Annotated in this window: 19 protein-coding genes; 11 read left to right on the top strand and 8 right to left on the bottom strand. The window is 62.1% G+C overall.

The features are described from left to right. The 4 genes from GLX_RS03130 (at position 1) to GLX_RS03115 (ending at position 6,904) form a co-directional block, all read left to right on the top strand. Positions 1 to 2,385 (top strand): glucose/quinate/shikimate family membrane-bound PQQ-dependent dehydrogenase, encoded by a 2,385-nt coding sequence (locus tag GLX_RS03130; protein WP_014104581.1) that lies wholly within the window; start codon positions 1 to 3, stop codon positions 2,383 to 2,385. Between the two features lie 381 nt (positions 2,386 to 2,766). Beyond that, on the top strand, positions 2,767 to 4,095 hold the full coding sequence (locus GLX_RS03125) for a cytochrome c (protein ID WP_014104580.1): 1,329 nt from the start codon (positions 2,767 to 2,769) through the stop codon (positions 4,093 to 4,095). Between the two features lie 21 nt (positions 4,096 to 4,116). Next, the gene (locus GLX_RS03120) at positions 4,117 to 4,590 is read left to right on the top strand and encodes a (2Fe-2S)-binding protein (protein WP_014104579.1); all 474 of its coding nucleotides are present in this window, start codon (positions 4,117 to 4,119) and stop codon (positions 4,588 to 4,590) included. Next, positions 4,583 to 6,904, top strand: coding sequence for a xanthine dehydrogenase family protein molybdopterin-binding subunit (locus GLX_RS03115; protein ID WP_014104578.1), 2,322 nt, complete (start codon positions 4,583 to 4,585; stop codon positions 6,902 to 6,904). The genes GLX_RS03120 and GLX_RS03115 overlap by 8 nt, the downstream gene beginning before the upstream one ends. Before the next feature lie 220 nt (positions 6,905 to 7,124). On the opposite strand, the gene GLX_RS03110 is transcribed toward GLX_RS03115, so the two are convergent. Continuing rightward, a complete protein-coding gene (locus GLX_RS03110) occupies positions 7,125 to 7,610 on the bottom strand; it encodes a DUF3429 domain-containing protein (RefSeq protein WP_041247133.1) in 486 nt (161 codons plus the stop codon). 138 nt (positions 7,611 to 7,748) lie between these two features. Here GLX_RS03110 and eno point away from each other — a divergent pair, with 138 nt between their 5' ends. Both eno and GLX_RS03100 read left to right on the top strand, forming a co-directional pair. Continuing rightward, positions 7,749 to 9,029 carry a phosphopyruvate hydratase gene (eno, locus tag GLX_RS03105; RefSeq protein ID WP_014104576.1) on the top strand — a complete coding sequence of 427 codons (1,281 nt, stop codon included), beginning with the start codon at positions 7,749 to 7,751 and terminating at the stop codon, positions 9,027 to 9,029. A 58-nt stretch (positions 9,030 to 9,087) separates the two neighbouring features. Then, positions 9,088 to 9,417, top strand: coding sequence for an FtsB family cell division protein (locus tag GLX_RS03100; protein WP_014104575.1), 330 nt, complete (start codon positions 9,088 to 9,090; stop codon positions 9,415 to 9,417). A 78-nt stretch (positions 9,418 to 9,495) separates the two neighbouring features. Here GLX_RS03100 and rpmG read toward each other — a convergent pair whose 3' ends face one another. Further along, positions 9,496 to 9,663, bottom strand: a complete 168-nt coding sequence (rpmG, locus tag GLX_RS03095) for a 50S ribosomal protein L33 (protein ID WP_007400522.1) — start codon at positions 9,661 to 9,663, stop codon at positions 9,496 to 9,498. A 159-nt stretch (positions 9,664 to 9,822) separates the two neighbouring features. Here rpmG and GLX_RS03090 point away from each other — a divergent pair, with 159 nt between their 5' ends. Both GLX_RS03090 and lexA read left to right on the top strand, forming a co-directional pair. Beyond that, positions 9,823 to 11,031 carry a molybdopterin molybdotransferase MoeA gene (locus GLX_RS03090; protein ID WP_014104574.1) on the top strand — a complete coding sequence of 403 codons (1,209 nt, stop codon included), beginning with the start codon at positions 9,823 to 9,825 and terminating at the stop codon, positions 11,029 to 11,031. 123 nt (positions 11,032 to 11,154) lie between these two features. Further along, positions 11,155 to 11,826 carry a transcriptional repressor LexA gene (gene lexA, locus GLX_RS03085; protein ID WP_014104573.1) on the top strand — a complete coding sequence of 224 codons (672 nt, stop codon included), beginning with the start codon at positions 11,155 to 11,157 and terminating at the stop codon, positions 11,824 to 11,826. Here lexA and bioD read toward each other — a convergent pair. Genes bioD through GLX_RS03070 form a run of 3 tightly spaced genes read right to left on the bottom strand, consistent with a single transcriptional unit; the run spans position 11,820 to position 15,082 of the window. Then, a complete protein-coding gene (gene bioD, locus GLX_RS03080; protein WP_014104572.1) occupies positions 11,820 to 13,229 on the bottom strand; it encodes a dethiobiotin synthase in 1,410 nt (469 codons plus the stop codon). The genes lexA and bioD overlap by 7 nt on opposite strands. Next, a complete protein-coding gene (locus GLX_RS03075) occupies positions 13,226 to 13,885 on the bottom strand; it encodes an alpha/beta fold hydrolase (protein ID WP_014104571.1) in 660 nt (219 codons plus the stop codon). The genes bioD and GLX_RS03075 overlap by 4 nt, the downstream gene beginning before the upstream one ends. Next, on the bottom strand, positions 13,886 to 15,082 hold the full coding sequence (locus tag GLX_RS03070) for an aminotransferase class I/II-fold pyridoxal phosphate-dependent enzyme (RefSeq protein ID WP_041247132.1): 1,197 nt from the start codon (positions 15,080 to 15,082) through the stop codon (positions 13,886 to 13,888). It lies immediately after the preceding gene. 63 nt (positions 15,083 to 15,145) lie between these two features. Between GLX_RS03070 and GLX_RS03065 the strand changes: the two genes are divergently transcribed. Further along, positions 15,146 to 16,417, top strand: coding sequence for an adenosylmethionine--8-amino-7-oxononanoate transaminase (locus GLX_RS03065; RefSeq protein WP_014104569.1), 1,272 nt, complete (start codon positions 15,146 to 15,148; stop codon positions 16,415 to 16,417). Positions 16,418 to 16,464: 47 nt separating this feature from the next. Then, positions 16,465 to 16,713 carry a hypothetical protein gene (locus tag GLX_RS03060; protein ID WP_014104568.1) on the top strand — a complete coding sequence of 83 codons (249 nt, stop codon included), beginning with the start codon at positions 16,465 to 16,467 and terminating at the stop codon, positions 16,711 to 16,713. A 64-nt stretch (positions 16,714 to 16,777) separates the two neighbouring features. Here the strand turns inward: GLX_RS03060 and GLX_RS03055 are convergent, their stop codons facing one another. Together GLX_RS03055 and prmC are read right to left on the bottom strand one after the other, a co-directional pair. Further along, positions 16,778 to 17,335: a DUF4167 domain-containing protein gene (locus GLX_RS03055; RefSeq protein WP_014104567.1), complete on the bottom strand. Its 558-nt coding sequence runs from the start codon at positions 17,333 to 17,335 to the stop codon at positions 16,778 to 16,780. Positions 17,336 to 17,600: 265 nt separating this feature from the next. Then, positions 17,601 to 18,464, bottom strand: a complete 864-nt coding sequence (gene prmC / locus GLX_RS03050) for a peptide chain release factor N(5)-glutamine methyltransferase (RefSeq protein WP_081477917.1) — start codon at positions 18,462 to 18,464, stop codon at positions 17,601 to 17,603. Between the two features lie 30 nt (positions 18,465 to 18,494). Between prmC and GLX_RS03045 the strand changes: the two genes are divergently transcribed. Next, complete coding sequence (locus GLX_RS03045; RefSeq protein WP_014104565.1) at positions 18,495 to 18,959, top strand: hypothetical protein; 465 nt, start codon at positions 18,495 to 18,497, stop codon at positions 18,957 to 18,959. A 12-nt stretch (positions 18,960 to 18,971) separates the two neighbouring features. Here the strand turns inward: GLX_RS03045 and prfA are convergent, their stop codons facing one another. Beyond that, entirely contained in the window at positions 18,972 to 20,033 is a 1,062-nt protein-coding gene (gene prfA / locus GLX_RS03040; RefSeq protein ID WP_014104564.1) for a peptide chain release factor 1, read from the bottom strand.

Genomic DNA, 20,033 nt, shown 5'->3' with positions numbered 1-20,033 from the left:
ATGAATACCCCCTTGCGTTCGGCTCCCCTTCTTGCTGCGGCCATTGCCGTCTGTGCCCTGACAGGTCTCTACCTGCTGGGCGGTGGCCTATGGCTCTGCGCCATTGGCGGTTCCTTTTATTATGTAGTGGCAGGTGTCGTGCTGCTGGTTACGGCGTTTTTGCTGTTCCGGCGGCAGGCGGCTGCCCTTACGGTCTATGCGGTCCTGCTGCTGGGCACCATGGCATGGGCCGTTGGTGAAGCGGGACTGGACTTCTGGGCGCTGGCGCCGCGGGGGGACATTCTGGTGCCCATTGGCATCGTGCTGCTGCTGCCGTGGGTGACGCGGAACCTGCAACCTGCGGGTCTGGGCGCGCGCCTGCCCTTGCTGGGTGCGATCGGCGCGGCCGTGGTGGTGATCGGTGCGGCACTGATGGGTGACCCGCAGGATATTGCGGGCAACCTGCCCCCCGTGGCACAGAATGCGCCCGAACCCGGTGATGCCCACCAGATGCCCGATGAAGACTGGCAGGCCTATGGCCGTACCCAGTTCGGGGACCGTTTCTCCCCGCTCAAGCAGATCAATACCGGTAACGTCAGCAAACTGAAGGTGGCCTGGACCTTCCGCACCGGTGACATGCGCGGACCGAACGATCCGGGCGAGATTACCGATGAAGTCACCCCCATCAAGGTGCGTGATACGCTCTACCTGTGCACCCCGCACCAGATCCTGTTCGCGCTGGATGCGAAGACGGGCAAGGAGCGGTGGAAGTTCGACCCCAAGCTGCAGTACAACCGGACTTTCCAGCACCTGACCTGCCGTGGCGTGTCCTATCATGAGGACAAGGTGGACGCGCAGGCAGATACCGCCGCAGCCCCCGTGGAATGCGCGCGCCGCATTTTCCTGCCCACCAATGATGGCCAGCTTTTCGCCCTCGATGCGGAAAGCGGCGCGCGCTGCGCCTCTTTTGGCAACAATGGTGTGGTGGACCTGCGCGATGGCATGCCGGTCAAGACGCTGGGCTTCTACGAACCCACATCTCCCCCGGTTGTGACCGACACCACCGTGATCGTGTCTGGCGCGGTGACGGATAATTATTCTACGCATGAACCATCAGGTGTGACGCGTGGGTTCGATGTGCATACCGGCGCGCTGCAATGGGCGTTCGACCCCGGCAATCCCGACCCGAACGAAATGCCGTCCGAACACCATACCTTCGTACCCAATTCCCCCAATTCGTGGATCACGTCGTCCTATGATGCGAAGCTGGACCTGGTCTATATCCCCATGGGTGTGCAGACGCCCGATATCTGGGGTGGCAACCGTGGGGCCGATGCTGAGCGTTACGCCAGTTCCATCGTGGCGCTGAACGCCACCACCGGCAAGCTGGTGTGGAGCTACCAGACCGTGCACCATGACCTGTGGGACATGGACATCCCCGCCCAGCCCAGTCTGGTCGATATCCGCACCGCTAGCGGCGAGATCGTGCCCACGCTGTATGCCCCGGCCAAGACCGGCAATATCTTCGTAATCGACCGCCGCAATGGCCAGCTTGTGGTCCCCGCCCCCGAGCAGCCTGTGCCGCAGGGAGCCGCCCCCGGCGATCATCTCTCGCCCACGCAGCCCTTCTCGCAGTTGACCTTCCGCCCCAGCAAGAAGCTGACGGATGCCGACATGTGGGGCGGTACGATGTTTGATCAACTGGTCTGCCGCATCATGTTCCACCGCCTGCGCTATGACGGTACGTTCACGCCGCCTTCGCTGCAGGGCACGCTGGTGTTTCCCGGCAATCTGGGCATGTTTGAATGGGGAGGACTGGCCGTTGACCCCGTGCGCCAGATCGCCATTGCCAACCCCATCGCCATTCCGTTCGTCTCCACCCTGATCCCTCGCGGACCGAACAACCCGGCCTCGCCGGACAAGTCCCTGCCCTCGGGCAGCGAAAGTGGCGTACAGCCGCAGTTTGGCGTGCCCTATGGCGTGGACCTGCACCCGTTCCTCTCGCCGTTTGGTCTGCCATGCAAGCAGCCAGCATGGGGCTATATGTCCGGTATTGATCTGCGCACCAACAAGATCGTGTGGAAGCACCGTAACGGCACCATCCGTGACAGCGCGCCCCTGCCGCTGCCCATCAAGATGGGCGTACCCAGCCTGGGTGGCCCGCTGACCACGGCGGGCGGGGTCGCGTTCCTGACCTCCACGCTGGACTACTACATCCGCGCTTATGATGTGACGACCGGTCGTGTGCTGTGGCAGGACCGCCTGCCCGCCGGTGGCCAGTCCACACCCATGACCTATGCCGTGGATGGCAAGCAGTATGTCGTGACAGCCGATGGCGGCCATGGCTCGTTTGGCACCAAGCTGGGTGATTATATCGTCGCCTACACCCTGGCCGACCAGAACTGACGCCATGGACCGGGGAAGGATTTTTCCTTCCCCGGATTGACAGTCCCTCTTTCTGTCTATATCCAAACAAATATAGAAAAGTGAACCAGCAGGCCCCCGCAGCCCGGTTATCCAGGGTTTTGTGGTGGCTGTTCTTTATTTATTTTATAAATAAATAAGTCTTATCACCGCTTTGACCTTACGCGCGCCCGGACCGCTTGATTAGGAAACGGTAATACAGAAGTTTCCGCCGTGGCGCCGATGTTCCCGCACATCTGGCAGTTCCGGTGCTTCGGGGGTGGTGCAACGCTGTGCCACCTCATGTGTTTCGCGCCATACCGGCACTGGAACCGGGCGGATGATACGGGGTGATATGATGACTTTCACAACCGCGAGAACATCGTGATTAAACGTATTGCAGCAGCGATTGTGGGGATCGGTGTCGCCGGCGGCGTCGGGTTCCTGGCTTATGCGTGGTATCCGGCCATTGCGCCGGTTGCACCGCCTCCTCCTTCCTCCTTTACCGCAGCGCAGATCGAGCACGGTCGCGTGCTGGCCGCTGGCGGCTACTGTGCCGAGTGCCATACCCGCACCGATGGCGTGCGCGGCGTGGAGCTTGCGGGCGATTACAAGATGGATACGCCCTTTGGCGCCATCTTCTCCTCCAACATCACGCCTGACCCGGAAACGGGCATCGGCCGCTGGTCGGAAGCAGCCTTCCACCGCGCCATGCGCAAGGGTATCTCGCGTGATGGCACGCAGCTCTTCCCCGCTTTCCCGTTCGACCATTTCACGCACATGACGGATCAGGACATCGCGGATGTCTATGCCTTCCTCATGACGCGTGAGCCGGTGCATTCGGTCAAGCGTGACAATACGGTGGGCTTCCCCTTCAACATCCGTCTTGAACAGGCGGGCTGGAAGCTCCTGTTCCTGCATGAAGGTCCGCTCAAGAATGATCCTGCGCATGATGCGCAGTGGAACCGTGGCGCGTACCTGGCCGAAGGCCTGAGCCACTGCTCCGCCTGTCATACCCCGCGTAACCTCATGGGTGCGGAAAAGAGCAGCGCACCGTATGATGGCGCGCCGGTTGACAACTGGATTGCCCCCCCGCTCAATGAACACAACCCGACCCCGGTTGTCTGGACCGAGGACGAGTATTTCAAATACCTGCGCTTTGGTTCCGCCCCGCTGCATGGTAGTGCCGCTGGCCCCATGTCGCCTGTTGTTCATGGCGGCCTGAGCGAAATGCCGGAATCCGATGTGCACGCCATCGCGCATTATCTGGCTGATATCGACCATGCCTCCACCCGCGTAAGCCAGGACCCCAAGGCTCTGAAATGGGCCATGCAGGCTTCCATGAAGGATCTGGTCGGCCCGCAGGTGAACCCGAACGCCAAGCTTTATGCCGGTGCCTGTGCCGCGTGCCATGCCAATTCCGGGCCGCAGCCAGTTGAAGGCCGCCCCGACCTTGCGCTGAACAACGCGCTGTGGCTGGACGAGCCGACCAACCTGTTCCAGGTGATTCTGCGCGGGATCGGTACGACGGAAGGGATCTCCACCGTATCCATGCCCAGTTTCTACCATTCCTTCTCCGATGCGGATCTGGCCCGCCTGGCGACCTACCTGCGTGCGACCCGCACGACACTGCCGCCGTGGACCGATCTGGAAAAGAAGGCGGCCGAGGTGCGCAAGACCCTGCCCGTCTCCCCTGTCGCGTCGTCCCATTGAGCTGAAAGACGGAGCTAGAACATGACGACCTTTCGCCTCAATGGACGGGAAGTAACCGTTGACGTACCGGGTGATACCCCCCTGCTGTGGGTTATCCGTGACGAAGTTGGCCTGACCGGAACGAAATTTGGTTGCGGCATCGGCATGTGTGGTGCGTGCACCATCCATATCGGTGGCCGGGCCACCCGTTCCTGCGTGACCCCCGTCAGCGCCGCCGAAGGGGCTGACATCACCACGATCGAAGGCATTGATCCCGAGGGCAACCACCCGGTCCAGCAGGTCTGGCGTGAAATCCAGGTGCCGCAGTGCGGTTACTGCCAGTCCGGGCAGATCATGCAGGCGATCAGCCTGCTCAAGGATTACCCCTCGCCTACCGATGAGGAAATCGATGCCGTCATGGCTGGCAGCCTGTGCCGGTGCATGACCTATGTTCGCATTCGTGAGGCCATCAAGAAGGCCGCGGCCACCGCACGCGGAGATGCATCAAATGGGTAGATTAGACCGCTTTCGCCTGGGCAGGGACGGCCGCCGTGAACAGCCTTCCCTGTCACGCCGTGGCTTCCTTGTTACCTCGCTTGGCGCCGGTGTCATGTTCGGCTTCGCGCGCCAGGCCTCGGCCAACCAGATTTTCCCGCTCGATAACGCAGGTCCCGGTGATGGTGCGTTCGAGCCCACCATCTGGTGCGCCATCGCACCCGACGGGATCATCACGGTCAACATCATCCGTGCCGAGATGGGCCAGCACATCGGCACCGCCCTTGCCCGCATCATCGCGGACGAGATGGAAGCCGACTGGAGCAAGGTCCGCATCAACTATGTAGATACCGACCCCAAATGGGGCCTGATGGTCACTGGTGGCAGCTGGTCGGTGTGGATGACATGGGATGTCTTCCGCCAGGCCGGTGCGGCAACCCGCACCGCACTGGTGGAGGAAGCGGCCCGCCTGCTCGGCACCACGCCGGACAAGTGCACGGTTGCCAACAGCATTGTCAGCGCTGGCGGCAAGCAGATCAGCTTTGGCGATATCGTAACCAAGGGGCATCCGTCCCATTCCTTCACGCCCGAGGAAATGGCCAAGCTGCCGCTCAAGCCCGCAAGCGAGCGCAGGCTGATCGGCAATGCCGAACTCAAGGCGCTGGACATCCCGGCCAAGACCAACGGCACCGCCATCTACGGTATCGACGCCAAGGTGGAAGGCATGGTCTATGCCCGCCCCAAGATGCCGCCCACCCGCTATGGCTCCAAGGTCCGTTCGGTTGACGATACCGATGCGAAGAAGATCAAGGGTTATGTCCGCTACCTGCTGATTGATGACCCGTCGGAAGTTGTGCAGGGTTGGGTTGTGGTTCTGGCCGAAAGCTACACCGCCGCCATCCGCGCCACCGACGCGCTGAAGGTGGAGTGGACGCCGGGCGAGACGATCCATACGTCCGAACGCGACATTCAGGACCGTGGCCGCCAACTGATCAGCAACAAGGAAGGCGGTGTCTACATCTTCAACGATGATGGTGTGGACAAGGCGTTCTCTGGCGCGCATCTGGTCATGGATCAGGAATATACCTGTGCGTCAGTGCTGCACTACCAGCTGGAGCCGACCAATGCGCTGGCCTTCCAGAAGGATGGGGTGTACGAGATCCACGCCGGTAATCAGTGGCAGAGCCTGATCCTGCCCACGTTGGCCAAGTCACTGCAGGTACCCGAAAGTAAGGTGATCCTGCGCAGCTACCTGCTGGGTGGCGGGTTTGGCCGTCGGCTGAACGGGGATTACATGATCCCGGCTGCCCTCGCCTCCAAGGCGCTGGGGGGCAAGCCGGTCAAGCTGATCCTGACGCGTTCGGACGATATGCAGTTCGATTCCTTCCGCTCGCCGTCCGTCCAGCGTGTCCGCATGGCATTCGATGCCAGCGACAAGATCACCTCCATGGATTACCAGGCGGCCGCGGGCTGGCCCACGGGTGTAATGGCCGAAGCGTTCATGGAAAAAGGCGTGGATGGCAAGCCCTATGACCAGTTCGCTATTGCTGGCGGCGACCATTGGTACGAGGTGGGCGCCTTCCGTGTCCGTGCGCTGCGCAACGATCTGGCGGAAAAGACATTCCGCCCCGGCTGGCTGCGTTCGGTCAGCCCCGGCTGGACCAGTTGGGGGATCGAGTGCTTCCTTGATGAGGTCGCGCACCGCCAGAAGAAGGATCCGGCCCAGTTCCGCCTTGAACTGCTGACAGCACAGGGTCGCAACAAGGGACAGGCGCCTGATTCCGTGGGTGGCGCACTGCGTCAGGCTGCTGTTGTGCGCAGGTTGATGGAGAAGACGAACTGGGGCAAGACCACCCTACCCAAGGACTCAGCCTTTGGTCTTGCCACTACGGCGGGACAGGAACGCGGCATGCCGACATGGATCGGTTGTGTGGCGCAGGTGCATGTGGACCGCAGCACCGGTGTCGTGACCTGCCAGAAGCTGACCATCGTGGTGGATGCGGGCACCGTGGTCGATCCCGATGGTGCGAAAGCCCAGACCGAGGGTGCTGCGCTGTGGGGCTTGAGCATGGTGCTGTTCGAGAACACGGAAATCGTCAACGGCATGCCGGTTGACCGCAACCTGAATACTTACACCCCGCTGCGCCTTGCCGATACGCCGGAAATGGACATCGAGTTCCTGCCCAGCACGGAGAAGCCGATGGGGCTGGGTGAACCGGGCACGACAGTGGTGGGGCCTGCAATCGGCAACGCCATCTTCAATGCCGTGGGCGTGCGCCTGCGCCATATGCCGGTGCGCCCGGCAGATGTGCTGCGCGCCCTACAGAACACCTGATTACAGCCTGACTGACTACGAAAAACCCCGGCACACCCAGTGTGCCGGGGTTTTTTATTATGGGGTGAAGATGGTCTGCCCATAACAACAGACTGATATAGGAAAGAAAATTTTTGGATGCTGTCTTTTTTCAAAAGGCGGCGTTCTTGGTGAAGCTTTTTGAAAAAGCTTCACCAAGAACTTTTACTTGTTTGCTTGACTGTTTATTTTGCCAGATTTCCTACTGTGCCGGGCGCATGCCCATGCAGGCTGCCAGTATGGCCAGAAAGCACAGTTCTGCCAGGCAGATGACAAACCACTGCACAGTCAGGTAACCGCGCGGCATGGCGCCACGCTGCCATGCCATGCGCTGTCCGATACCCACTATCACGAAACCGGCAATCAGGATGAGCAGCCCGGCCAGTTCCCGCACTGTTGCGGCACACAGCCCGGCCCAGCCGATAATGGCGGGAACGCCCCCCAGCGCCAGCCGCATGTTGGTCAGGCGCTGTGTGCCGCCGACAGGAACGATGTCGGGCTGTTCCAGCGCCAGCCCCCAGTGCACGGCACCGAGGAAGGACAGCATGACCGCGCCATACCCCACGGCCGCCGTAAGCAGGCGTGGCGTATGGTCCGGTGTCAGGAACAGGATCGCGCAGGTACAGCCGATCAGTGGCAGCAGACTGGCTATGGCGGTAACGATGGCAAGCAGGGGCAGGCGTTTCATGGCAGGATTCTCCTGAATCTGGTCATTGTGTATAGCCTGCTCTGGCATGATGCGTTGCATCTGTTATCGTAGGGGCAGGATACGTATGCCGGTCGTATGCCGTATCCCCATAATGTCAAATCTGAGGAAACAGATATCATGAGCGCCATTATCGATATCATCGCCCGCGAAATACTCGACAGTCGCGGCAATCCCACCATCGAGGTGGATGTGGAACTGGCATCCGGCGCCAAGGGCCGTGCCGCCGTGCCCTCAGGTGCATCCACCGGCGCGCATGAGGCGGTGGAACTGCGTGATGGCGACCCGAAGCGCTTTGGCGGCAAGGGCGTGCTCAAGGCCGCAGGCCATGTGGAGCATGAAATTCTTGAAGCCCTGCAAGGCGTGGAATCAACCGATCAGGTCGCCATTGATGAGGCGATGATCGATCTTGATGGCACGCCCAACAAGTCCCGCCTGGGGGCCAACGCGATTCTGGGTGTATCGCTTGCGGTGGCCAAGGCTTCGGCAGAGGAACTGCAGGTGCCGCTGTACCGCTATGTAGGCGGTGTGTATGCGCGCACCCTGCCGGTGCCGATGATGAACATCATCAACGGTGGCCAGCATGCCGACAACCCGATCGACATTCAGGAATTCATGATCCAGCCCGTGGGCGCACCGACCGTGACCGATGCGATCCGCATGGGTTCCGAGATCTTCGCCCAGCTTAAAAAAAGCCTCTCGGGTGCTGGCTACAACACCAATGTTGGTGATGAAGGTGGGTTTGCCCCCGCACTCAAATCCGCTGACGAAGCACTGGGCTTCATGATGCGCGCGATCGAGGCGGCAGGCTACCGGCCGGGTGAGGACGTGACCTTCGCGCTCGATTGTGCCGCGACCGAGTTTTACAGGGATGGCCGTTACGTGCTTGCGGGCGAGGACAAGAGCCTTGATGCCGCTGGCATGATCGCCTACCTGGCCGACCTGTCCGCCCGTTACCCCATCATCTCCATCGAGGATGGGCTTGCGGAAGATGACTGGGAAGGCTGGGCCGAACTGACCGAAAATCTTGGTCACAAGCTGCAACTGGTGGGCGATGACCTGTTCGTGACCAACCCGGATCGCCTGCGTCGGGGCATCAAGGATGGTGTGGCCAATTCGCTGCTGGTCAAGGTCAACCAGATCGGCACGTTGAGCGAGACGCTGGAAGCCGTACAGATGGCCCAGCATGCGGGCTATACGGCAGTGATGAGCCACCGCTCGGGCGAGACTGAAGACAGCACGATTGCCGACCTGGCGGTTGCGACCAATTGCGGGCAGATCAAGACCGGTTCGCTCTCGCGTTCGGACCGGACCGCGAAATACAACCAGCTCATCCGTATCGAGAACGAACTGGCCACCGCTGCCCGCTATGCCGGGCGCACCATCCTGAAGAACGGGTGACAGGCTACACCGGACGGGGTAATCCCGTCCGGTATACCAAGGTAGGGGGAAAAGCGTAATGCAACTGGGCAAGATCATCCGGCGTGTGCTGCACGCAACCATTCCCCCTGCCCTGTTTATCGGGCTGACGGCCTATTTTGGCTGGAACGTCATGCGCGGGGAACACGGGCTGCACAGCTATGCAACGCAGCTGCACCTGCTGGCTGAAGCCCGTTCCGCCCAAAAGGATGCCACAGCCGAGCAGGAAGTCTGGCTACGCCGCGTACGCGGCCTGAAAGAGGGCGCGCTGGATACCGACCTGCTGGATGAGCGTGCCCGTTCCATGCAGAACCTTGCCCGCCAGGACGAAATTGTCGTGCCTTATGGTGATCATGACCATCTGTACTGACCGCGCTGGCCGGAACGATGATACAAAAAAACCCCGGTCGTTTCCGCCGGGGTTTTTTGTATCCGCCAGGGCGGAAGGTTATTTGATCTTCGCTTCGCGGAAGGCCACGTGCTTGCGTGCCACGGGGTCATATTTCCGCAGTTCCATCTTGCCGGTCTGGGCGCGGGCGTTCTTCTTGGTCACATAGAAGTAGCCGGTGTCCGCCGTGGAAACGAGTTTGATCTGAATGGTGTTGCTCTTGGCCATGATATCCTCAGCACTGCTCCGCCGCTGCTGGAACACTTAGGTGCAGCAGTGGTTCAAGTGGGCGGAAAATGCGCATACACAAGGCGGAGGTCAAGCACCCCGACCGATATTTCTGCTTAAATTTACCCATAACGGGCAAAAAAAGGAGTGTTCCGCATAATGTTGAGTGTTTCGGAAGCGCGTAGACGGATTCTGGCAGGGGTTTTACCCTTACCTGCCGAGGTTGTGGCTCTGAGCGAAGCCTGCGGGCGTGTCAGTGCGGCACCCGTGGTCGCCCTTGTATCCAACCCGCCTGCCGATGTCTCTTCCATGGATGGTTATGCCGTGCGCGCGGCCGACCTGTCGGCGGGGGGCGTGTCCCTCACCTGCATCGGCCATGCACCGGCGGGCCATCCTTTTGCGGGTGCGGTGGGAGCTGGGGAATGTGTGCGCATCTTTACCGGCAGCCTCATGCCAGCTGGCACCGATGCGGTCCTGATACAGGAAAACGCGCAGGCCGATGGCACTCATGTCGCGACTACCCATACCCTGTCCCCCGGTACCTATGTGCGCCACCGGGGACAGGATTTTTCGGCAGGGGAAGTCGTTATCCCGGCGGGGCGCAGGCTTGCGGCGCAGGATGTGGGCGTAGCTGCCGCCGCCAACCATGCGTGGCTTACAGTCACGCGCCGCCCGCGTGTGGCCATTGCCGCCACGGGTGATGAACTGCTGCTTCCTGGTAGCCCGGTCGGGACCGGGCAGATTGCCAATTCCAATACGCCCATGCTGGCGGCCCTGCTGCGTGCGGCAGGGGCAGAACCGGTCATGCTGCCAGCCCTGCGTGATGACATGGCCGACCTTGCGGCGCTGGAACGCATGGTCGATGGTGTGGACATGCTGGTCACCGCGGGCGGGGCAAGCGTGGGTAGCCATGACCTGGTGCGGCGATGCCTGGAACAGGTCGGCATGACGACCGATTTCTGGAAGATCGCAATGCGGCCGGGCAAGCCGCTCATGTACGGCCATCTGGGGCGCCTGCCCTTTATCGGCCTGCCGGGCAACCCGGTGGCGGCCTTCGTGTGTTCCATTGTGTTCGTGTTGCCCGCCCTGCGGCGCATGGCGGGCATGGCGCAGCCGGTCAAACCGCCGGTACGGGCGGTTCTGGGGGCGGATGTGCCGGCCAATGACCAGCGCATGGACCACCTGCGCGCGACCCTTACCCACAATGAACAGGGTCAGCTTGTGGCCACCCCTTTTTCCATGCAGGACTCGGCCATGCTACATATTCTGGCACAGAGCCAGGCGCTGGTACTGCGCGCGCCCCATGCCCCTGCGGCGCAACGGGGGGATGTGTGCGAGATCATCCGTATCGACCCTGCAATGGCCTGACGCAGGCGTTGAAGCCGGTTGACGGAACGGATGGAACCAATATAGAACACAAAAACAGGTTTTTGGTTTGTTCCGCCGCACTTCCGCGTCGGTACCAGCGCCCCCGGCAAAAGGACATGTGGTATGCTTACGAAAAAACAGCATGAGCTTTTGCTATTCATAGATGGTCATCTGCGCAGGACCGGGTTTTCTCCTTCTTTCGATGAAATGAAGGATGCGCTTGGCCTGCGTTCCAAATCCGGTATCCACCGCCTGATTTCCGCGTTGGAGGAGCGGGGATTCCTGCACCGCAGGCACCACCGTGCCCGTGCGCTGGAAATCCTGCGCCTGCCGGATATCGAGACGATGCCATCCCCTGTGGAACAGCCTGATCCCGCGCCCGGCATGATGCCCGTCGCTGCATTCCAGGTTCCGGTCGTGGAAGTGCCTTTTGTGGGCCGCGTGGCGGCGGGTAACCCGATCGAGGCGATCTCCACTGACACCACCCGCATTGCCGTCCCGGCGGACATGCTGGGCAAGGCCAGCCACTATGCGCTGGAGGTAACGGGGGATTCGATGCAGGATGCCGGCATTCTGGACGGGGACATGGTGATCATTCGCGAGGGCGCACATGCCAGCGATGGCCAGATTGTCGTGGCCCTGATTGATGGCGATGAAGTGACCCTTAAGCGCATCCGCCACGAAGGGGGCGAGATCGCGCTTATTCCGGCCAATATCCGTTACGAAACCCGCCTGCTGCCTGCTGCGCGTGTTAGTGTTCAGGGCACGCTGGCGGGACTGATCCGCCGTTACTGAACGCTCCCATCCATAACCTGCGCCCATGTTGGCAGGCGGCTGGCCAGTTGGGCCACCGCCTGTGGCCCCATGGGGGAAAGGCGCGGAAACTCAGCCAGTATCCGCACCTGTCCGTGCCGTTCTATGGCGCTGCGGGCAAGCGGTTCGGGCTGGCCGTTCAGGATAATCCCTGCCACGTGCAGCCCGCGCGCGCGTAGGGCGGCCAGGCTGAGCAGCGTGTGGTTGATCGTGCCAAGCGCGCTGCGTGCGACCAGAACCACCGGCAGCCCAAGCCTGACCATGAGGTCGATCATCAGATAATTTTCGGCAATGGGCACGAACACGCCCCCTGCCCCTTCTACCACCAGTGGGCCGCGTGCGGCGGTATGGGGTGGCAGGGCAATGGCAGCGGGGTCGATGTGGGTGTGGGCATGGGCGGCCGCGTCCTCGGGCGAGAGGGAGGCGCCGAAGCTTGCGGCAGGGGGATAGAGCCGTGAAGCATCCAGCTCCGCAAGCTGCCGCACGCTCGTGCTGTCCGCCGGTGCATCATCCGTGCCACTTTGCAGCGGCTTCCAGTAAGCTGCGTTCCATGCCTGCACCAGGGCTGCGGACGCCACGGTCTTGCCCACATCCGTATCGGTGCCGGTCACAAACACGCCGGGCCATGCAGCACGGTTAAACTGCCCGTAAGCTACATGGTAGGAGACGACGAAGGGATGATGGGCCTGCGCCGCCGCCAGCACGCGGCGCATCTGGCCTGCCGTGGCGGGTGGGTGCGTGGTATGGGTGGCGCCTATAGCCCTGAGTTCACGCACAAAAGCCAGCGGGGTGGCGGGCGTATCAATAATTTCTGCAACCTGCCATAGTCCTGCGCCCATTGTGGGCCATTCGCCCTGTAGCGTATCGGGTGTGGGATAATGCGGCATGGGGCAGGCCACGCCTGCATGCGCGTAGGCTGCCCGCCATCGGGCAAAGCTTCCGGCCGCCAGCGTGGCCAGAGCCATCTGTCCCCCCGGTAACAACAGGGTAGCAAGGGACAGTAGGGCAGCCCTACGGTTGTGGAACCACTGCATGGCCAGACTGGAGCAGATCAGGTCGAAGGGGCCGGGCAGGTCGGGGGTTTCACCATCCATGACATGCAGGCTCAGGCGTTTGTCACCAGGCATCTGTGCGGCCAGTCGTTCCAGCATGCGTGGGGCGATGTCGGTTGCGGTAATATGGGCATGGGGAAAGAGCCTGCGGAGTTCACGGGTCAGCAGGCCAGTGCCGCAGCCGATTTCCAGAATGCGGACGGGTGCCTCCCGGCCATGCTGGCAACTGATGCGGCGTGCCAGTTCCATTGCGGCAATGCGCTGGATGCGGGCTGCCTGTTCATAGCCATCGGCTGCGTCAAAGCGGGCGGCAATGCGCGCGGTAGGGGTCATGGCGGGGTTATCCGTCGGGTCAGGTCGGCAATCGCATGGGCGCATTGCACCGCATGGGTCAGGGGCAGCAGATGGCGGCCATCGAGCCATCGGGTGGCAATCGGTCCATCGGGGGGGAAGCAGGCCCGTGTCAGGTCCGGGGGGGCTATGGTATCGTGCATACCCGCCATGACCTGTACGGGGCATGTGGCGTGGCGCAGGTCGGGCCTGCAATCCATATCTATCAGGATGCCCAGCCCCTGCTCCAGCCGGTCGCACGCAATATGGGACGGCACGGGTGCGTCGATGCCCGCGCGCATGCGGAAGGTGCGTAGCATGCCCGCCGGTGCGTGCTGAAGTCCCGTCCGCATGCGCCCGATCACGCGCGGGGGAATGCCATGGGCAAAGTCCGGTGCAGCACTGAATCGGCTGAAGCCGTTGATCAGCAGCAGGCCCTGGCACAAGGGACCATGGTGGCGCAGCAGCCACAGCGCACCGAGTGAGTGCCCCACCCCGATATAGGGCTGCGTAGGTAGAGCCATGGCCGGGTGTGACGAGAAAAAACCGAAATCGAGGCATTGCGTCCGGGCAGTCCCAAGCGCGGTGCGGGTCTGGTCCCATACTGTCGGGTCAAACGCCCAGCCATGCACGAAAACGATGGGAAGTGCCGCTGTCATTCAGGTGCCTTCAATCTCACGCAGGGCAGCGGGGATGGCCGTAGCCAACTGGTCGATCATGTCGTCTGTATGGGCCGCGCTGAGCGCAAGTCGGATACGGCTGCCACCGGGCGGTACGGTGGGTGGCCTGATGGCGGTGGCCAGGATGCCACGGGCTTCAAGTGCCGTGGCAAATGCCAGTGCCCGCGCGGCCTCGCCCAGCATGATTGGTATGATCTGGGTGGTGGAAGGTTCGGGGGAAAGGCCACAGTTACGGATCACGCCGCGGATACGTGCCGCATTACGTGCAAGCTGCCCGCGTTCGGCATCCAGCGTGGGCAGCAGTTCAAGGGCGGCGTCCATCGCTCCCAGTACCGCAGGCGGCGGCGCTGTGGTGAACACAAACCCCGAGCAGGCATTGAGCAGCCAGTCGCACATGGCCTGCGTGCCGGTGACAAACGCCCCGAACCCGCCCAGCGCCTTGCTGAACGTGCCCATCACCAGATCGATGTCATGCCCCGCGCACAGCCCGCGCCCCTGCGGGCCAAGCACGCCTGTGGCATGGGCTTCATCCACATAGGTAAATGCGCCATAGGCGCGGCCAATGGCGCTCAGGCGCGCCATGTCGGTCTGGTCACCATCCATGCTGAACACGCTTTCGGTCACGATCACCCGCATGCCGGGCCTGTCCGCATGGTGTGCAAGCAGGTGTTCCAGATGGTTGAGGTCGTTATGGTGAAAGCGGATCTGGCGCATGCCTGCCGCCATGCAGCCCTGATGCAGGCTGGCATGGTTCAGCCGGTCGGCAAAGACCAGAGGTGGCGCGCCCTGCTCCGCCGCCAGCCGCAGTACGGCTGCCAGCACCGAGGCATTGGCCTGCCACCCGCTGGCCAACAGTAACGCCGCCTGCGCGCCCTTGAAGGCTGCAAGCCGAGCCTCGACCGCCATATGCCGTGCAGTTGTGCCGGTTACAAGCCGCGATGCCCCGGCCCCGGTGCCGTCTTCGGACAGCCACTGCGCTGCCCGTGCGCGCAGGGCGGGATGATGGGACAGGCCAAGATAGTCGTTGGCGGAGAAATTGATCAGCCTGCGCCCATCACGCAGGACGGTGGCCGCCCCCACCGGGCGCACGGGGCGCAGCACGCGTCGGGTGTGCCGGGCCGCCATGCGGTCAAGTGCTGTCTGGAAAATTGGATCAAAACCGGCCATGAAGCGCATTCTCCTGCCGGAGCAGGCTGCTCCGGTCAATCCCGCCAACGCAATATCATATGGAGACAGTCCATGCGTGGACCACAATGGCTGGAACGGGGCATGCACCATGTCTGGCTGCCCTACGCCCAGATGCAGACGGCCCCGTCCCCCCTGCCCGTCGTTGCCACACAGGGCCGCACCATAACGCTGGCGGATGGCTCGGAACTGCTGGATGGCATCGCCTCGTGGTGGACCGCCTGCCACGGCTACAATCATCCCCATATCCGCCAGGCGGTGCAGGCGCAGTTGGCATGCATGCCGCATGTCATGTTTGGCGGGCTGGTCAATGAACCTGCCCTGACACTGGCCACACGGCTGGCGGCCCTGCTGCCGGGTGATCTGGAGCGAGTGTTCTTTACCGATTCCGGGTCCGTCGCCGTTGAGGTGGCGATGAAAATGGCAATCCAGTACTGGCTTAACCGTGGGGAGCGGGGACGCACCCGGCTACTGGCGTTCCGGGGCGGTTATCATGGGGATACGATGGCCACCATGGCCGTATGCGATCCTGATGAGGGAATGCACAGCCTGTACGCAGGCGCCCTGCCCGAGCATTTTATGGCCGAGCTGCCGGTGGATGCGGCCAGCACGCAGGCGCTGGACAACCTGCTGGCGCAATCGGCGGGCCAAATTGCCGCGATCATTGTCGAGCCGCTGGTGCAGGGTGCTGGTGGCATGCTGTTCCATTCCCCCGATGTGCTGCTTACCCTGCGCCAGTTGGCTGACCGGCATGGCGTGCTGCTGATCCTTGATGAGATCTTTACCGGTTTTGGCCGTACCGGCACCCTGTTTGCCTGCGAGCAGGCAGGCATCGTGCCCGATATCATCACGCTGTCCAAGGCGCTGACGGGCGGCACTATGGCGCTAGCCGCCACAGTCGCGCGTCGTCATGTATTCGAGGCGTTTCTGTCCGATAACCCGCTGCACGCGCTCATGCATGGGCCGACCTTCATGGCCAATGCTATGGCCTGTGCCTGTGCCAATGCCTCCCTCGACCTGTTCGCGTGTGAACCGCGCCTGACGCAGGTGGCTCAAATTGAGGCGCAGATGCGTAGTGAGTTGGAAGCCTGCCGGCACCTACCCGGTGTTGTGGATGTGCGGGTGATGGGTGCGATCGGTGTGGTGGAGCTTGCGCGCATAGCGGACATGAATGCGCTCAAGGCGGCGCTGGTGGCGCAGGGTGTGTGGGTCCGTCCCTTTCGTACTATCATATACCTGACCCCGGCCTTCACCATCACGCCTGCTGAACTGAGTAGGCTTACAGCCGCCATTCACACGGTTCTGGCCCATCAGGGGCAGGTTTGACCGATGGATGACTAGGCCATTGGGGCGGTATCTGGTATGGGAAGGGTATGACTTTTTTTCAGCATCGATCCTGGCGCATGACAAATCATGACAGCAAACGGCAGATCGTGCTGAAGATCCTGTCTGACGGCAGGGCGCGTTCGGTCAAGGAAATCGGTGACCTGTTTCCCGAACTGGGCACCTACCATGCCCGCCTGGCCCTGCAGGCGCTGCGTAACCAGGGTCTGGTCACAGTGGAAGACGCGCCTGAAGCCGATGACGGTCGCAAGCGTAAGGTCTGGCGACTGGTCGGGTAGGGTTACCAGATCGTATTGGCATGCAAAAAACCCACCCGCAACGCAGGTGGGTTTTTTTGGTGGATCAGGAGGAACTGGATTCCAGTTCTTCCTTCTTTTCCACTGGTGGTTTGGCGCGGCGCGGCGCGCGCGCGGTGCGCGGTGCGCGGGGTGCGGGGGCCGGTTCGGGCACGGCCGCAACGCTGGGCTGAGGGGCCACTTCTTCCGGCATGGCTGCGGTGGCGCTCAGCGCGGGCTGTTCGCCCGTATCTTCGGCACCGGAATCCACAGGCTGGCGGTTGTCGTGTAATGGGCGCTGCTGGCGACCGTTCATGCGCTCCTGCCGTTCCAGCTGGCTCTGCTGGGCGGCCTGGGTCATGGCATTGAGAATGCGGAAATAATGCTCGGCATGCTGGAAATAGGCTTCCGCCATCACACGGTCGCCCGTGCTGCTGGCATCACGGCCCAGTTGCAGGTATTTTTCAAATAATTGCTGTGCCGTGCCGCGCACGCGCAGGTCAGGCCCATTGCTGTCAAAGACATGGTTGCGGTTCAACGGGATCTGGCCATTGTTATGGCGTACGCTTCCGCCACTGCTGCCGCCCGAACGATTATGACGGCCTCGCATGCGTTTCATGTTCATAAGCTGTCGCAGCACTTTCCTGTTGCCGGTCGCTGGCGCTGCCCTGGACCGTGGGGCGGTCTGCCCGTCCCGTCTGTTGCCTTATTGCTTGTCCGGCCCATACCGGACACGGATCCCTGCGCCGGGCGGAACCCAATTGGCTCGCATCACCAGCGTTTCTGTCCTGCAATCGGGATCACCTGCGGGGGAATAGAATAGCGTATGGATGTGCTGTTCGTGTTCCCTGCGCCTATGCAATATACCGTGCGTATTACGCTATGCCAAATTATTTTTTTACTACCAGCGCACGCCCTATCCCGCCCAGATCGGGGCGGGTTTCCACCACTTCCAGCCCGCTGGCCCGCATGAGTGCCGGCACGCTATGGTCCTGGCCAATGCCCAGTTCCAGCACGCTGGTCCCGCCAGGGGCCAGCAGGGTGGGCAGTGCAGCCGCCAGTGCCCGGTAGGCCACCAGCCCGTCCGGGCCACCATCAAGCGCGCGCGCGGGTTCGTGCGCCACCACATCGGGCATGAGGCCGGCCAAATCGGTATGCGGAATGTAAGGGGGATTGCTCAGTACAAGGTCAAATGGGCCGTGTACGGCTTCGGCCCAGTTGCAGCACAGGGTGGCGCAGCGTGCGCCAAGGCCGTTACGGGCTGCATTGTCTGCGGCAAGGCGGGCCGCATGCGGGTTGATGTCGGTGCCAATGCCGGTGGCATGCGGATATTCCGCCAATATGGCCAGCAGCAGGCAGCCCGTACCTGTGCCGATATCCAGCACGCGCAGGGCCTGCGTGCGGTCCGGCAGATGGTGCAGGACAGCTTCGATCAATGTCTCGCTATCGGCACGCGGTATGAGGGTGGCGGGTGATGTGGCTAGATCAAGGGACCAGAAACCGGCCTGTCCGGTAATGTAGGCCATCGGTTCATGGTTCAGGCGCCGGGTCAGGATCTGGCTGAAGGTGGCATGGGCTGCGCCTGTCAACGCGTCGATGCGTAGCAGGCCAGCAAGGTCGGTCCCCGCCGCGTGTGCCGCCAGCAGTCGGGCCTCACGCTGAGGGGCTTCGATCCCGGCCCTGCGTAGTTGGTCCGTGGCGGTTGACAGGAGTATGCGCAAATTTGCGGGGGAAGGCACCATGGTCTCTTTTATCATGACGGCTTTCCGGCATATCTAGATATCATGCAAATCCTGCTCCCTTCACCCCGTCTTGTCCGTGCACTGCTTGCCACCGCGCTATGCACCTTCCTTGCCACCCCTGCCCTTGCCGGGTCGTTCGAGGTGGAGGATGGCTATGGCGAAGGCGAAGTGTCCGAAGTCTCACGCCTGTATGTGGATGAGCAGCTTGTCGCGACCTTTCACCTTGATCATGACCATATCACCCAGACCGCCCATATCGACACGCCTGTCAGCCGCGTGAACCACAGCTACGCCCTGTGTGGCGAGATTACCATCCGCCGTCCGGCGGGGAAGATCGAGATCCACCAGGTCAGTGGCGAAGGCGTGCTGCATGAGCCTGATGGTCACCACCTTGTTGCGCTGGGCGCACGCAATTTTACCGAATTCTACCTGGCCGATCCCGATGATCCCAATGTGGTCGAACGCCATCCCGGCCGCAGTTCGCTGTGTGCTGCCCCCACATCGTAAAAAGCGTCGCTTTCAGCCCTCATCCGCTGCAAGCAGCGCGGCCTGTTCTTCCTGTGTCAGGGCATCAACAAACTCATCAAGTTCACCGGCCATGACACGGTCGATCTTGTAGAGTGTCAGGCCAATGCGGTGGTCGGTCACACGCCCCTGCGGGAAGTTGTAAGTACGGATGCGTTCGGAACGATCGCCTGTCCCCACCTGTGCGCGGCGGTCGGCGGCGCGGGATTCGTGGGCGGCGGCACGGTTGCGTTCATACAGCCGTGCACGCAGGATCTTCATTGCCTTGGCGCGGTTCTTGTGCTGGCTTTTTTCTTCCTGCATCGCCACCACGATGTTGGTGGGCAGATGGGTAATGCGTACAGCGCTTTCGGTCTTGTTGACGTGCTGCCCCCCTGCCCCGGAAGCCCGGTAGACATCAATGCGCAGGTCGCCTTCATTGACCTCCACATCCACTTCTTCCGCCTCGGGCAGGACGGCTACGGTCACGGTGGAGGTATGGATCCGGCCCTGGCTTTCGGTGGCGGGTACGCGCTGGACCCGGTGCACGCCTGATTCATATTTCAGCCGGGCAAACACGCCGCGCCCGGTTATGCTGGCAATGCCTTCACGCAGGCCGCCCAGTTCGGACTGATCGTATTCCAGCACCTCGAAGCGCCAGCCACGCAGGTCGGCATAGCGCTGGTAGGCGCCAAACAGTTCCGATGCGAACAGTCCCGCCTCATCACCGCCAGCGGCGGGGCGGATTTCAAGAATGGCGCTGCGTTCATCCGCCTCGTCACGCGGCAGCATGGCCAGGCGGATATCGTGGCGCAGCGTAGGGATCTGCGTGCGCAGTTCATCAAGCTCGGCCTGTGCCAGTTCCCGCATTTCGGGGTCGGCGAGCATCTGGCTGGCATCGCGTTCCGCCTCTTCCGCCGCACGCAGGGCGTTGACGCGGGTCACGATGGGTTCCAGTTCGGCATATTCACGTGATGCCTGGCTGAAATCGGCACCCGACATCCCTGCGGCCAGCAGAGCCTGCAATTCGTCGCACCGGGCAACGATACGGTCAAGGCGATCATCAAACTTTACCAC

This window comes from Komagataeibacter medellinensis NBRC 3288, assembly GCF_000182745.2.
Classification (GTDB): domain Bacteria; phylum Pseudomonadota; class Alphaproteobacteria; order Acetobacterales; family Acetobacteraceae; genus Komagataeibacter; species Komagataeibacter medellinensis.
This window is presented reverse-complemented; position numbering and strand designations above follow the sequence as displayed.

Coding starts and splice junctions, on each gene's coding strand:
- eno (WP_014104576.1), top strand. CDS start 7,749: ATGAGCGCCATTATCGATATCATCGCCCGCGAAATACTCGACAGTCGC.
- GLX_RS03110 (WP_041247133.1), bottom strand. CDS start 7,610: ATGAAACGCCTGCCCCTGCTTGCCATCGTTACCGCCATAGCCAGTCTG.
- GLX_RS03065 (WP_014104569.1), top strand. CDS start 15,146: ATGCGTGGACCACAATGGCTGGAACGGGGCATGCACCATGTCTGGCTG.
- bioD (WP_014104572.1), bottom strand. CDS start 13,229: ATGACCCCTACCGCGCGCATTGCCGCCCGCTTTGACGCAGCCGATGGC.
- GLX_RS03120 (WP_014104579.1), top strand. CDS start 4,117: ATGACGACCTTTCGCCTCAATGGACGGGAAGTAACCGTTGACGTACCG.
- GLX_RS03075 (WP_014104571.1), bottom strand. CDS start 13,885: ATGACAGCGGCACTTCCCATCGTTTTCGTGCATGGCTGGGCGTTTGAC.
- GLX_RS03055 (WP_014104567.1), bottom strand. CDS start 17,335: ATGAACATGAAACGCATGCGAGGCCGTCATAATCGTTCGGGCGGCAGC.
- GLX_RS03070 (WP_041247132.1), bottom strand. CDS start 15,082: ATGCGCTTCATGGCCGGTTTTGATCCAATTTTCCAGACAGCACTTGAC.
- GLX_RS03090 (WP_014104574.1), top strand. CDS start 9,823: ATGTTGAGTGTTTCGGAAGCGCGTAGACGGATTCTGGCAGGGGTTTTA.
- GLX_RS03100 (WP_014104575.1), top strand. CDS start 9,088: ATGCAACTGGGCAAGATCATCCGGCGTGTGCTGCACGCAACCATTCCC.
- GLX_RS03130 (WP_014104581.1), top strand. CDS start 1: ATGAATACCCCCTTGCGTTCGGCTCCCCTTCTTGCTGCGGCCATTGCC.
- GLX_RS03115 (WP_014104578.1), top strand. CDS start 4,583: ATGGGTAGATTAGACCGCTTTCGCCTGGGCAGGGACGGCCGCCGTGAA.
- lexA (WP_014104573.1), top strand. CDS start 11,155: ATGCTTACGAAAAAACAGCATGAGCTTTTGCTATTCATAGATGGTCAT.
- GLX_RS03045 (WP_014104565.1), top strand. CDS start 18,495: ATGCAAATCCTGCTCCCTTCACCCCGTCTTGTCCGTGCACTGCTTGCC.
- GLX_RS03060 (WP_014104568.1), top strand. CDS start 16,465: ATGACTTTTTTTCAGCATCGATCCTGGCGCATGACAAATCATGACAGC.
- rpmG (WP_007400522.1), bottom strand. CDS start 9,663: ATGGCCAAGAGCAACACCATTCAGATCAAACTCGTTTCCACGGCGGAC.